Origin of the sequence: Colwellia sp. MB02u-10 (assembly GCF_014077185.1) — a bacterium.
Classification (GTDB): Bacteria; Pseudomonadota; Gammaproteobacteria; order Enterobacterales; family Alteromonadaceae; genus Cognaticolwellia.
Genome location: NZ_JACGVK010000112.1, coordinates 55,414 through 70,556 on the forward strand (window position 1 = coordinate 55,414; position 15,143 = coordinate 70,556).

Here is a 15,143-nt window from a genome sequence, read left to right on the forward strand (position 1 = left end):
TCACTCTTTAGTTCTGCTTTACATTACTGGCAAGGTATTCTTTGATCAATGTGATGGTTTCAAGCGGATGACTCATATGAGGACTGTGTCCGGTCGCTTTCATCTGCTGCAAGTCACTATTAAGCAAATGTTGATGTAAATAATCGCCTACGACATTCGGGGCAACTAAATCGTTCTGACACTGAAGGATCAAACAGGGCTTGTCAAAACCCACCAGATCAAAACGATTATCCGCCAAAAAAGTTGCTTTGGCAAAACGCTTAGCTATGGCGGGATCCATGGCACAAAAACTGACTTCCAGTTCTTCTGCCAATTCTGCTTGATCGGGGTTATTTACAACAATACCGGCGAGATGAGCTGCCCAACCTGGTTGATTGCGATCGATTGTATCGAGCAAACCCTCAATGTCGGCCTGTTCAAAGCCACCGATGTAATCGGGTCGGTCGTTCAAATAGCGTGGGGTTGGGCAAATCATGATCAACGTTGATATTCTATGGGGAATTTCGATTGCAGCTAACAAGCTAATCATACTGCTGACCGAATGCCCTACCAAGATCGCATCTTGCAAATCAAGTGCTGTACAAATCTCGACAATATCTTTGGCATAACCGGCCAAACTTGAATAACGCAGAGGATCATAAGCATCAGCATTAGACAAACCTACGCCGACATAGTCAAATAATACCACCTTATATTCATCTTCAAAGGACGGACTGACTCTACGCCACATAGCTTGATCACAACCATAGCCATGGGCAAAAACGATTGTTTTAGCGCCTTTACCGTATACTCTGACATTGTTCCTATTGATGATATTCATAGTGGTTTTTATCTCATTGTTGAAAGGAGCATAAACATCTATTTTTCAAATCGTTGGTCTCTAAGCTACATAAAAAATTAAGTGCGAAGGGTATTTTTTGGCTAAAATATATCGCGGTAAGTTGAGGTGGTTTTGCCATCCCGTGTGTGGGGCTATGGATGTAAAAATTATAGCGCAAATAATTAAAACACAAAACAACCAAAATATTTATTTTAAAAATCCTACAGGGCGTATGGGTAAAATAAAACGTTATTTTTCATAAATTAATAAAAAATATGATTCTTCATGCTTTCCATCTTGTCAGTGTCTGGACTAAAAGTACAAAATATTTTTATTGTTGGTGACCACAAATGGGGATTATCGTCTTATCAATGCACTATGATGAATTGTATGCAGCAAGAATATTACATTGTGCTGCGCTAAGTTATATCAATAAACAAGACTCAGCTCAAAAATTACTATTAACATACAGATGGTGACCGATAGAGAGCTACAGGTTTTTGAAGCAATTGGTCAAGGCATCACAACATATTCTTGCACTGCGTATTAATATTATTACTTTACAGTAGCACAACAATCACGACTCGCGGGAAACCGAACCCATTCGTTTCGCATATAGTAACAATTTAACCCATGACATGTGGCCATTTTACGCTATCCTAGGCGGCAGAATATTCATCATGAAGTCAGAGCATTAGATGTTTAAATTTTTTGAATCATTGACCCAAGCATTACCACAAGAAGAACCCACTCAACCACCTAACACCTTATATGCATTTTGCCGCCATTATACCCGCGGATTTGGTTTGCCATTAATTATCATGTCGGTACTTACGGCGGTACTCGCTATCTTAGAAGTGTCGCTGTTTGGTTTTATGGGCCAATTAGTAGATTTGTTAGTGACCAAAAATCCGCAAACATTGTGGCAAGATGAAGGCACAACCTTTATCACTATGTCGGTGATGGTATTAGTAGTCATTCCTGTGATTGTCTGGTTACATTCTTCTATCGTGCATCAAACGCTTTTGGGTAACTACCCCATGGCCATTCGCTGGCAAGCGCATCGTTATTTACTCAAGCAGAGTGTGTCATTCTATCAAGATGACTTTGCTGGCCGAATTGCCACAAAGGTTATGCAAACCTCGCTTGCGGTGCGTGAAACGGTGATGAAGTTACTGGATGTACTTATGTATATTCTAGTGTATTTCACTTCTATGCTGGTCATGATTGCCGCTGCTGATGTGCGTTTAATGTTACCCATGCTCGCGTGGCTCGTGGCATACGTATTGATCCAATGGAAATTAGTCCCCAAGCTAAAAGCGATATCTACAGAACAAGCCGATGCGCGTTCAAACATGACCGGCCGCATTGTTGACAGTTATAGCAATATATCAACGGTAAAACTATTCTCACATACCAGCCAAGAAGCTGACTACGCTCAAGACAGTATGATGCGTTTTTTAACAACCGTTTATGGCCAAATGCGCTTGGTCACTGTCATTAATGTCTTGGTGCAAATCATCAATTATCTTTTAGCATTTACCATTACCGCTGTGTCTATTTGGTTATGGGCTGACAGTGCGATTACTGTCGGTGCCATTGCTATTGCGGTTAGTTTAGCATTACGCCTAAACGGCATGTCACAATGGATCATGTGGGAAATTAGTTCACTGTTTGAAAATATAGGCACTGTGATAGATGGTATGAATACTCTGTCTAAACCCATTGCCATCCAAGACAAACCCGACGCCAAAGACATTATTGTTAATCAAGGCAAAATAGAATTTAATCAGGTTTGTTTTCATTATGGCGAAAAAGCGGGCGTCATTGAACAACTAGACCTGACTATTAAAGCAGGTGAAAAAGTGGGTCTTGTCGGGCGTTCCGGTGCAGGTAAGTCGACTTTAGTAAACTTATTAATGCGTTTTTATGACGTTGAAAAAGGTCAAATACTTATTGATAATCAAGCTATAACCGATATTACTCAAGATTCATTACGGGCAAATATTGGTATGGTGACTCAGGATACATCCTTGTTGCACCGTTCGATTCGTGAAAATATCCTTTACGGCGACCCAGATGCAAGTGATGAGCAATTAATGGCGGCAATCACTCAAGCACAAGCGGCTGGCTTTATTGAAAGTTTATCCGATCCCTTTGGTAATAAAGGGCTTGATGCTCAAGTCGGCGAACGTGGGGTAAAACTATCAGGTGGCCAACGTCAACGGATTGCCATTGCACGTGTGTTATTAAAAAATGCCCCTATTTTGTTATTAGATGAGGCCACTTCAGCATTAGATTCTGAAGTTGAAGCGGCGATCCAAGAGTCATTGTATGAATTAATGGAAGGTAAAACGGTGATAGCCATAGCTCATCGACTCTCGACCATTGCGGCCATGGATAGACTTATCGTATTAGATCAAGGCCGTATTGTTGAACAAGGAACCCATCAAGAGCTCATTAATGCCAGTGGGATCTATGCGCAACTCTGGGCTCACCAAACGGGTGGTTTTTTGGGATTAGATTAAAGCCAAATAGGTAAGCTTCAAATTAATGTCTGCTAACGAATGCCACTCACACAATGAGTGGCATTCATTGCTGTTTATCGAGATAACTGAATCTAACTTAAGCGACTATGCTAGAGACTTATCAAAGTTAGAAACTTATCAAATAGCAAAAAAATTGATAGACGTTATCGGAAAAATCAAGATGTTTTATCAGATGATTTGATGACATTGAGAGTAAAGCGAAATGGTGGTCGCTACAGGGCAAGATGGAAAATATTAGGCATGATGTATTTTAATCTTATGAAAAATAACATTTTATTTTACCTATACTCCAGTACTGCTTTTTACATGACTAATCTCTAGCAGCGACTATTGCCTTATACTAGAGGCATTAAGTTTGTGGTTTTGTTATGTGCAGGAAAAATAATGCAAGCGTAAGCGCTAGGCTGGCCAATACCTTGCTATTGGCCTTGCTATTACTACTACACATACCTAAATGAATCTAATCCACTTGCGTCAATATCAGGCTCATTGCCCGAGACTATATCGGCTAATAGTTTTGCCGAGCCACAAGCCATAGTCCAACCCAGGGTACCGTGCCCCGTATTGGTATATAAATTAGCTAGCTTAGTTTTACCAATAATAGGTGTGCCATCCGGCGTCATAGGGCGTAACCCCGTCCAAAACTCTGCCTGGGCTAAGTTACCTGCTTTAGGAAATAAGTCCTGAACCACCATAGCGATAGTGGCTTTTCTTTTTTCAGGTAGATCTAAATTAAAGCCGTTTAATTCTGCCGTACCTGCCACCCGAATTCGATTATCAAAACGTGTTATAGCCACCTTGTAAGTTTCATCCATCACAGTCGAAACAGGCGCAAATTGTTCATCCGTCATAGGAATAGTGAGTGAGTACCCCTTTACAGGGCAAACCGGTAATTTAATGCCTACTGGGTTCAATAAGTTCACCGAGTAACTCCCTAGAGCCACAACATAAGCATCGGCTTTAAGCTCTCCACTAGAGGTATCTACCCCAGTAATATTAGTCTTATCAAAGTGTAATTTATTTACCTGAACATTGAATTTAAACTCAACACCCGCCATTTTAGCCATGTCAGTAAGCTGCTGACAAAATTGGTAACAATCGCCCGTTTCATCATCGGGTAAGTGCAGGCCAGCAACAAGCTTATCTTTAACCAAAGCAAGGCCTGGTTCAGCTTTAACACACTCATCAACATTTAATAGATTAAATCGTACATCACTCTCGGCTAATAACTTCATATCTTTTTGCACCGCCTCAACTTGTGCATGGTGACGAAAAACTTGTAGCGTTCCCCGCTGACGACCTTGATATTTTATGGCATGATTTTTAGCTAAATCTGACAAGCATGCTCGACTGTAATTCGCCACGCGCAACATACGGTTTTTATTAATCTGGTAGTGACTCTCATTACAATTTTTTAGCATATTCATCATCCAAAGATAAAACATCGGTGAAGTACTTGGCTTTACAATAAGTGGCGAATGTTTATGGGTTAACCATTTTAACGCTTTTAGCGGAATACCCGGGGCAGCCCAAGGAGATGAATAACCATAAGATAATTGACCAGCATTGGCGAAACTGGTTTCTTCAGCACTTCGGATTTGGCGATCAACAATCGTTACCTGATGCCCTGCTTGAGCCAAATACCATGCGGAGGTTAGCCCGACTACGCCAGCGCCTAAAACGATAACTTTCATACTGATCACTTAAATGTTGTTAAATCATAAAATAGTTAACTACTATGTGAAAAATACCTATCTTCTACAATCGATATTAATTAATATCTGTGTTTAGTAATTCTAAAGGCTATGAGTATTGATGAAATTAAAAGGTAACATAGCATCGGGTTTAGTGACCTTTGAGGTAGCGGCCGAATTAGGCAGTTTTACTCAGGCTGCCATTTATTTAAATATTACAACAGGTGCGATAAGTCAGCAGATAAACTTGCTAGAAGAACAACTTTCAATAATCCTGTTTGAAAGGCACTCGCGAGGCGTTCGATTAACTCAAGCAGGCCAACAATTATATAAAGTAGTAAAAAGCAGTCTTGAAGATATAAGCGAGGTAATTGCAGCGTTACATCAAGAAGAAAATTTCGATGGCGAGGTAAGGTTAAAATTAACGCCTTCTTTTGCCTTCAAATGGTTAGTGCCTCGCCTTGAGAGATTCTACAATCGTTATCCCAATATTAGCATTCAAACATTTGCTGAAGGTGCGCTAGTTGACCATCAAAGCAATAACTTTGACTTAGCCATTGATTACAGCCAATCGGCTAATTTTCAGCAAAAAAGTGACTTATTTTTATCTGAACAATTGCTTCCTGTGATGAGTCCTGGATATTTTAAAACCTTTAACTGGCAAGACACCTCTGCTGAAAACCAACAAATTATTTGGCAGTCGGTCACCCTATTACATGATGCTCAGCCATGGCATGGCGCAAGCAAAAATACCGAGTGGCAATATTGGTTCAAGCACATGGGCATTACAGCAGACAGTCTTCAGGGGCATTATTTTAATCGAACTGATATGGCTATGGCGGCAGCCGAAGCAGGATTAGGGATAGCCATGGCTCGATATGCCTTAGTTGAAGAAGATTTTAAACAAGGAAAGTTAGTTTCGCCATTTAATCCCATAGAGGCAAATGCGGGTTATTACCTGATCCAACACCATTCTTCTTCAGCCATTAACTGCTTTAAGCAATGGTTATTAGATGAAAAACAAAACTTTATTAACTAACCAAAGCTCAAGCTAACTAATCAAAGTTCAGCTTAACTAAAAAATATAAGTAAAGAGTAGAAGAGACGACACAATGAATGAAACTAAAAAAATTACTAAAACGGTAGCCAAAAATAATAGCTATTCCATTGCTCAACTAGGCCATACGGTGTTAAGACAAAGAGCGGTTTAGCTTGATAATATACTTGCCGATGAATGCCAGCAGCGAATGCTGCCCTAAGGGTTAAACACAGAGGATGTATTTAATGAACATACATTGGTGATCCAAAAGATACCCAGTTAGCTGAAGACAAAAAATGACGAAGTCGTCGAATTATTGCCCCCACAAAGTAGATCGCCGCTTCAGATAAGTCTGTTTGAATAAAAGCCGTTCATCATCATAAACAATATTAAGCGTTGGTCTGCACAACAGCAGAAAACGCTTGTTGTTAATTCTGTGGAAACCATTGAGAAATAAAAGAAAAATAACTAAATTTCAATGTCTTAAGGATGTAAAGTCGATGTCAAGATGGAAAGTATTAGACATGATGTAATTTGATTTTATGAAAAATGGCGTTTTATTTTTAATATTATTCATAAAAAGAATATTTTAGCAGCTGTGGTTGTGTTGTTTTTCAAAGTTTTATGCCGAATCTGCACTTTTCTTAAGCGATGGATGTGTTTTTTGAGCTGGCAGGCATAAAAAAAGGTAACCGAAGTTACCCTTTTTACTGAAGAAAAAAATATTGAAGAAAAAATTTAAGCGGTGTTATTTAATAAATAATATTAACGTTATTAGAGACAGTCTTGGCATTATCAATGGCTTCTTCAACTGTTTCACCACGTGCAATTGCGACACCTAAACGCCGATGACCATTGATATCTGGTTTGGCAAATAATCGAATTTGCGCACCGGCGACGCTGCCGAGTGCTTTACCTAGGTTGGCAAACTTAATATCATCGGATACGCCATTGCCTAAAATAACACTCGATGCGCTTGGTCCATATTGAATAATACGACCAATAGGAAAACCTAAAATGGCACGAACATGCAAGGCAAATTCTGAAGCGTCTTGTGACACTAAGGTCACTAATCCGGTATCATGCGGGCGAGGGGAGACTTCGCTAAAATAAACCTGATCGCCTTTGACAAAAAACTCCATGCCGAATAAACCATATCCGCCCAGTTCAGTGACTACTTTTTTCGCGATATCCTGTGCTTGCTGCAGCGCCAGCGCTGACATTGCTTGTGGTTGCCAAGATTCGCGGTAATCGCCGTCTTCCTGACGGTGACCGATAGGGGCGCAGTAATGAATACCGTCAACGGCACTCACTGTTAATAGCGTTATTTCATAATCAAAGGGCACAAAACCCTCAATAATAATACGACCTTCACCGCTACGACCGCCAACTTGAGAATAGGCCCATGCGTTGTCTAAATCTGCATCGCTTTTTACAACACTTTGGCCCTTACCAGAGCTACTCATGACAGGTTTTATCACACAAGGTTTACCTATTTTGTCGACCGCGGATAAATATTCTTCTTTGCTGTCTGCGAATATATAGGGTGACGTTTTTATACCTAATGTTTCAGCTGCGAGGCGGCGAATACCTTCTCTGTCCATGGTGAGTTTTGCCGCACGGGCTGTGGGTACCACATTAAAACCTTCTGCTTCTAAGACAAGTAAGGTATCTGTGGCGATTGCTTCTACTTCCGGGATAATAAAATCAGGCTTTTCGGCGCGAATAATTTCGGCTAATTTTTCACCATCTAGCATACTGACAACATGGGACGAATGCGCGACTTGCATTGCCGGTGCGTTTTTATAGCTATCTGCCGCAATCACTTCAATACCGAAGCGTTGCAATTCAATCGCAACTTCTTTACCCAGTTCACCGGATCCTAAAAGAAGGGCTTTTGTCGCACTATTCGCTTTTGCACTGCCAAAAATTGAAACACTCATATTATTCGACTCATTAAAAATTTGAAGGGATGATGTGGCCAAAGATATTAACAGAATTTTTTTATGTTTTGAGGATCTAGGATAAAAAAACTCTGACTTTAATTCCTTCATATTTTTAAAGTAAAGTAAAGTTAGTTGGCAGCGTAACATTCTTAGTATTACGGCTATTTATTTATTTATTTATTTATTGAGCAAACACTAAAAGTAAAAATCTAGTCTGAAATGATAATCTTTGATCTCTAGTGCTCAGGTCTCGGTCGTAGCCGGACAGAAAAGTGATAACTTCAGCTTCAATGAAATAATGTATTTCGCTAGTATTTATGCTTCGCAAGCCAAAACGACCGCAACCCTGGCCTTTGAAAACCGCTAATAGCGCCTTTAAAAATGTGTACTCGCAGCTGAGTTGGCATTTTTACGCCTGTAATAAACAACAATGCTTTGCCTCTAGCTCTTTAACCCGGGATGACACCCGTTTTTTATTGCTACAAATGCGGGCCCCGGCACCATAAAGATAGGAAACACATAGAAAATCAAATGACGTCTCCTATCCTCCTATTTAATTGTGTTTTTAACGATCTGAGGAACAAAATGGAAACCGAAAAATTATTGGCTAAAAGGTTTTTTATTTACCATCTCATATTCAAGAAATCGATTATTTTGGTGTGAAAATATTAGACTAAAATCTAATGGACATAAGAGTTTAGTCTATTTAATACAATCAAATGCTAAGCATTGTTAGGCGTATAAAAGTCATAACTGTGATGGGTACTTGCTGCCTTGAGAATAGCTCCTTAATGAGATGTAAGTCAAAATATCTGATTATGCCTTTCATCAACTACTTACGACGGATAACGGACTGATCCATAACTTAATCGATTGATAACCAGCTAGTGATCGAACACTAAACCCCCGGCTACTGCCGCCATAGCATTACTACTTAGTAGTCATTTTATTTAACAACTAAATTTTTACTGTTTTTCTTTGTATATTTTGCGCACCACCTTTTCAATCTGTGAACTGAATGCTTGCTCTAAAATACTATTTTTTAAGTCGTATCGTCGCCATTTAAGCTAACGCTTTATCGTCATTTCTACAAGAGATAAGCATAAACAATATTGAGCAATAAAACATACATTTATAAAACATGGCAAACCTTGTTGTTAAATTGTTAATTTAGTTAATAAGTGGTTTCTTTAGTTAACAATTAGTTAAAGGTAAAGGTTACAGTTGAAAAATAGAAAAAAATGGTTATTATACAGTTCTGTATTTTCTGTATTTTCTGTATTTTCTGTATTTGTGGGGGGTAACCCTATATTATTAATTCACTAGCATGTCTTTAGATAAATAAAGGTAGATCTATGTATAAAAAAATACTGTTAACAAGTACCATCTTTGCCGTAATGCCACTTACAGCATTGGGTATTGTTCAACCATCGGCTTTGCCTGTAATAAGCTCAACCCCTATTACCAATACCAATGAAGATGCGCCTTATGCATATGCTGCGGCCGCATTTGACACAGATGCGGCAGACACCCTTAGTTGGGCAGTTAAGTCAGGTGAAACATTACCCGGTTGGCTGGCATTATCCAACGGTAGTAATAGTACAACTGATGTAGGTGGTGCTATTACCGGTCCAGGTGGTGTGGCAATAGATGCTGCAGGCAACATCTATGTTGCAGGATTATCTGGTCCGACCATTTTTAAAATCACGCCAGATGGTACGCAGACTTCATTTGCAACTGTTAATTCAAGCAGTAAATACGGCATGTTAGTCATAGGTAGTACCTTGTATGTGTCTTATTACAATTTAAATAAAATCACCAAAATCGATTTAAATAATCCTGGTGTTGGCGAATCTGACTGGATCAATCCCATTACAGATCCCCTAGCGATGCTTGAAAAGGATAACTTCATTTATGTGGCTCAATACTCTGCTAATAAAGTTAGTAAAATTGATTTGTCAGATGATTCTGTAACCGATGTTGTAACAGGCACACCGTATCCATTTGGTATTGGCTTTAGTAAAGACGGTACCTTATACATAGCAAGTTATAATAATAAATATATTTCTAGTTTTAAAGACGACGTATTATCGGCAAATATAAAATCATTTGGCAGTAGCCTTTCGGATATCAAAATAGATAATAATGATAATATTTATGTTAGCTCTTTTGGTAGCGGCGTTAAGAAAGTTAGCCCCGATTTATCAACTACAACTGATATCTCTACAACGGGACGTGTGTGGGGAATGAGTTTAGCGCCAAGTGGCGCATTGATTTGGGGTATTAATGATTTCAATAAAGTCGTTAAACTTGAGACGGGCACAATTTTAAGCGGAACCCCCACAAACGATGATGTGGGTGATCATGACATTTGCTTAACCGTGACGGATGCAACCAATAATGTTGATCAGTGTTTTACCTTGACAGTGAATAACGTTAATGATGCGCCAGTGGCAGCAAATAATACAGGTTTAAGCTTAGATGAGGGTGCAGCAGGCACTATTGGCCAAACTGAACTTGAGTTTAGTGATGTAGATGCAACCGATACCCCAAGTAATTTAACCTATACCTTAACCACAGTGCCTATTTATGGCAGCTTGAAGTTGAACGGTAATGCGCTGGCACTCAATGGAACCTTTAGCCAACAAGATATTAATAGCGCTCTGGTCAGTTACCAACACGATGACAGTGATAATTTGAGCGACAGTTTTGGCTTTAGTTTCGCCGACGGTTTAGAGGATGGTATTACCGCCATTACCGGGCAAACGTTTACTTTTACCCTAAATAATGTCAACGATAATCCAACCGTGAATAATGCACCTAGTGAACTCGTGCTAAGTGAAGATACCAATGGCCAGATCGACTTATCTGCCATGACATTGGCAGATACAGACAGCGCCAGTATTACCCTTACACTCACAATGAGTGGCGGTGTTTTCACTGCACCCGCAGATGGTTCAAGTATCGGTAGTGGAGTAACCGCCACGTTAGTGAATGCAACAGTTATCACTTTGACGGGAAGTGTTGCGGATATTAATGCCTATTTAGATAGCACTGCAAATATTCAATATACAGGCGCTAATAATGCATCGGGTGATAATGCAGCGACCTTAACACTTTCAGCCAATGATGGTTCGGCAGATGTTGCCCTGGGCAATGTTAGTTTAGATATTAGTCCCGTTAATGATGCACCAACGGGTATTGTATTATCGAGTCTTAGTGTTAACCAATCAACAGTCGGTTTATTAACGACAACTGATCCAGACAGTACTGATATACATAGCTACACTTTAGTAACCCCGAATTCAAGCGATAATAACACTTGTAACACCAGTGCTGATAATGCGTTATTTGAAATTGATGTCGATGCATTAAAGCCTAAAGTAGGGACAAATCCAGGTGTGTATGCGGTTTGTATACAAACCACTGATAGCCTTGTTAGTTATGAAGATGATTTTAGCATCACCGTCGTTGATGATATTGTCGAGTTGGTGATTACCCAAGGTGCTGCAGTATCTGTTACAATGAGCGAAGATAATGCACCTGAAGCCTTTGTATTATCACTGGATGTCACCGATGATAATCAAGATGACTTAACATGGAATATTGTAACTCAAGCCACGAATGGAGAAGCTTCTGTTAGCGGTAATGATAATTCAGTTAACATAAGTTATTCACCCAAGGCAAACCACAACGGGGTTGATAGTTTTAGTATTCAGGTAACTGACGGTGTTGAAACCGACAGCATACAAGTGAATGTTATTATTGCTGCGGTGAACGACCAACCTATATTACAAGGCGATAGTTTTGTATTCGCTAAAAATACAAATAATAGTTACTCACTGGATGTATTGGCCAACGATACTGATGTTGACGGTGACACCTTAATTATTGAGGGTGTTAACGCGAGTATTGGTGATGTGGATGTCGATAATGGCATTGTCGTTTACCAGGCTCCCGAGAACTATGTTGGTAATGTCACCTTTAACTACTCAGTACGAGATGGCCAAAAAGGTCGCGCTCAAGCCAGCGCTCAATTAGAAATTACCGGGGTACAAGAGGGGCAACCGCCCGTTATTACTTTACCTGGTGATGTCGAAGTTAATGCAACGGGTCTGTTTACTAAAATTGATTTAGGTGTGGCGACTGCGGTGGATGCCTTAGGTAATCCATTATCAGTTAGCTTAGTTGATGGTATTACCTTTTTTAAACCCGGTAATAATATTGCCTACTGGCAAGCCATTGACAATGCGGGGAATCAAACTATTGCAGAACAAAAAGTGGTTGTTCAACCCCTCATTTCAATTAGTAAAGATCAAGTGGTTGGCGAAGGTAGCACAGTCACGGTGCGGGTATTACTCAATGGCATGGCACCGCAATATCCACTCGATATTCCGTTTAGTGTTTCAGGCAGTGCGCTAGCGGATACCGATTACACCCTGGCACAAGGTAATCTGGTGATTACAAGTGGCACTCAAGCAGAGCTTGTGTTTGCTGTACTGACCGACGATGAAGTCGAAACCGATGAAACTGTGATAGTAAGTTTAAACAGCAACTTTAATTTAGGCGCTAAAAATAGCTCCACTATCCGGATCAGCGAAGCCAATATTGCACCAAGTATAAACTTACTCGTTCGTCAAAATGATGAAAACCGCTTTACTGTGAGTCAAGTCGACGGTCTGGTGCGGATCCAGGCGCAAGTTAGCGATCCTAACCCGAACGACCAACTTACAAATGTATGGGTGGCCGATCAAGCATTAGTCAATACCAGCAGCGATGCGCTTATATTTGAATTCGATCCTAGTGCGTTGTCCGCTGATGTTTATAAAGCGACCTTCACCACCACTGATACAGGCTTATTGTCAGACTCGCAAACCGTTTATATTAACCTGGTTAACAGCCTAGCTAGTTTAACGGCAATCGATACCGACGGTGACTTAATTCCAGATAACGAGGAAGGCTATGCAGACACAGACGGCGATGGTATTCCAGACTATTTAGATGCTATTAGTGAATGTAACGTTGTCCCAAGTCAAAGTGTGACACAAGACAGTTTCTTAGTAGAGGGAGAGCCAGGGGTTTGTTTACGCAAAGGTTCGCTTTCTATAGCTAGCCAAAGTGGTGGTTTACTCATTGATAATAGCCAAGCAGAAAATGATTTAACGGTAGATGAAGATGTCACCATAAGTGGCGACATTGTTGACTTTATTGCCTATGGTTTACCTGAAAAAGGACAAAACTATCGACTTGTTAATCCACAATCTCGTCCAATTCCACAAAATGCTATCTATCGTAAATATAGTCAAGCGAATGGTTGGTTCAACTTTGTAGAAGACGATCAAAACCAATTATCTAGCACAAAAGGGGAGCGTGGATATTGCCCATCACCTGGAGATATACGTTGGAGCGCAGGATTAACCGCAGGTGACTGGTGTGTTCAACTACAAATTGAAGATGGCGGACCAAACGATGATGACGGACAAGCCAATGGTGCGATTGTCGACCCAGGCGGGGTTGCTGTAGTCAACCAAGGTAACCAACTACCGGTTGCTAATAATGACACCGTAGAATTAGCTTGGAATATGATTATTACTATCGATGTGTTGAACAACGACACCGATGCAGACAATGATATGTTGGAAGTAAGCAGCGTAAATGCGAGCTTTGGTGAAGTGATAGTGAATAACGATAATACCATTACTTATACACCAAACTTAAATTATGCCGGCAAGGATACGATTAACTATGGTATTACAGACGGCCAAGGTGGTAGTGATTCTGCGCAAGTGATGGTAACCGTCCAACCTAATCGAGCGCCTGTTGCACAAAACGATGAAATCACTATAGACGGCAGCACCGCAGTTAATATTAATGTACTGAGCAACGACAGTGATATCGACGGTGACACACTGAGCATTGAACTTGCGACGGCTCAGTCGGGGCAAGTGACTGTAAATAACAATAGACTCACTTACACTGCAGGAGATTTTATAGGAGATGACATCATCAACTATACCATTAATGACGGACAAGGCAGTCAAGCAAATGGCATATTAACCGTGACAGTCACAGGGCCTAAAGCCGTTAAAGTGAACAATACTTCATCTGGCGGTGGTAGCGGCATCTGGAGTTTACTGACATTATTCGCGGCTCTGTTAATGAGACGACAATCCACTCAGACTGCTCAACAAGACAAAGGGGTAAAATAATGAATAGGTTTACGATTAAATTGACCCTGATATATAGACTGGTTATTTTATCGGTTAGCGTGAGCGTAAGCGCTTTAACACTAGCTGCAGAGCCCATGAGTATAGCGGTTTCTGTTGGACAATCTCAAGCTAACGTCCGGCAGAACCACGTTGATATTACTCATGTTGATGATACTGATAGCAGTTGGTCACTGGAGTTTGGCTACCAGCTTGAAAAAATAGCGATTAAAGTGGGTTACGTAGATTTAGGTGAGGCGAATGTTGAATTAAACGCTGAGTCCTATGTACCCCAGACCTATCATGAACAAGTGAAAGCAGTCGCGCCTATCTTGGCCGAAGGTTGGACGTTGGGCGTTGAAGTGCCTTTGTACCAATATGAGCAATGGTTTGTGGCCGGTCAAACAGGATTTTTATTTTGGGATAATAAAATTACTAGTCAAATTGATATAGGCGAAAGACTGACGACTAAGATAAGTGATACAGATATTTATTTTGGTGTGACTGCTAGTTATGCAGTATCAAAAAGCTGGTTAGTTGGGATCCAATACAGAAACTATATGTTGGATGAACCAGTTAGTGATGTAGCCATTAAGGTAAATTATCGATTTTAATGGATGATGATGCAGTTACATTGAATACTTAATGTCATGGCCAGTCGCTTTTATGCTGCTGGCCATTTTTTGGTTTCGCTTTGATTACCCGCTACGCGATACTAAAATTCAGCCCTACCACGACCAGGACTTTCCCGATTTTTACCTGTAAATTCTGAACTTATAAGGCTATGGCTGGCAAAAAATGTGCAACATCATAGCTGCATTAGTGATGTACTGGCCGACCCTACGCTGTATCCAAGTCTTGTAGTACAAAGAGTCAATAACTCGCTGGC

General features: G+C 40.3%; 8 protein-coding genes. 5 read left to right on the top strand and 3 right to left on the bottom strand.

The annotated features are described in order from the left end of the window. Positions 1-7 precede the first annotated feature (7 nt). Positions 8-820 (bottom strand): alpha/beta fold hydrolase, encoded by an 813-nt coding sequence (locus H4J59_RS08025; protein WP_182238349.1) that lies wholly within the window; start codon positions 818-820, stop codon positions 8-10. A gap of 97 nt (positions 821-917) precedes the next feature. Here H4J59_RS08025 and H4J59_RS08030 point away from each other — a divergent pair, with 97 nt between their 5' ends. Together H4J59_RS08030 and H4J59_RS08035 are read left to right on the top strand one after the other, a co-directional pair. Continuing rightward, positions 918-1,082, top strand: coding sequence for a hypothetical protein (locus H4J59_RS08030; RefSeq protein WP_182238350.1), 165 nt, complete (start codon positions 918-920; stop codon positions 1,080-1,082). Between the two features lie 436 nt (positions 1,083-1,518). After that, positions 1,519-3,348, top strand: a complete 1,830-nt coding sequence (locus tag H4J59_RS08035) for an ABC transporter ATP-binding protein (protein WP_182238352.1) — start codon at positions 1,519-1,521, stop codon at positions 3,346-3,348. Positions 3,349-3,809: 461 nt separating this feature from the next. On the opposite strand, the gene H4J59_RS08040 is transcribed toward H4J59_RS08035, so the two are convergent. After that, a complete protein-coding gene (locus H4J59_RS08040) occupies positions 3,810-5,063 on the bottom strand; it encodes a D-amino acid dehydrogenase (RefSeq protein ID WP_182238354.1) in 1,254 nt (417 codons plus the stop codon). A gap of 121 nt (positions 5,064-5,184) precedes the next feature. On the opposite strand from H4J59_RS08040, the gene H4J59_RS08045 reads away from it, so the two are divergent. Beyond that, positions 5,185-6,102 carry a LysR substrate-binding domain-containing protein gene (locus H4J59_RS08045; protein ID WP_182238419.1) on the top strand — a complete coding sequence of 306 codons (918 nt, stop codon included), beginning with the start codon at positions 5,185-5,187 and terminating at the stop codon, positions 6,100-6,102. A gap of 752 nt (positions 6,103-6,854) precedes the next feature. On the opposite strand, the gene purT is transcribed toward H4J59_RS08045, so the two are convergent. Further along, complete coding sequence (gene purT, locus H4J59_RS08050; RefSeq protein WP_220469763.1) at positions 6,855-8,045, bottom strand: formate-dependent phosphoribosylglycinamide formyltransferase; 1,191 nt, start codon at positions 8,043-8,045, stop codon at positions 6,855-6,857. Between the two features lie 1,358 nt (positions 8,046-9,403). On the opposite strand from purT, the gene H4J59_RS08055 reads away from it, so the two are divergent. Further along, positions 9,404-14,257: an Ig-like domain-containing protein gene (locus H4J59_RS08055; RefSeq protein WP_182238356.1), complete on the top strand. Its 4,854-nt coding sequence runs from the start codon at positions 9,404-9,406 to the stop codon at positions 14,255-14,257. Further along, positions 14,257-14,868, top strand: a complete 612-nt coding sequence (locus tag H4J59_RS08060) for an outer membrane beta-barrel protein (protein ID WP_182238358.1) — start codon at positions 14,257-14,259, stop codon at positions 14,866-14,868. Before H4J59_RS08055 ends, H4J59_RS08060 begins: the two co-directional genes overlap by 1 nt. Positions 14,869-15,143 lie beyond the last annotated feature (275 nt).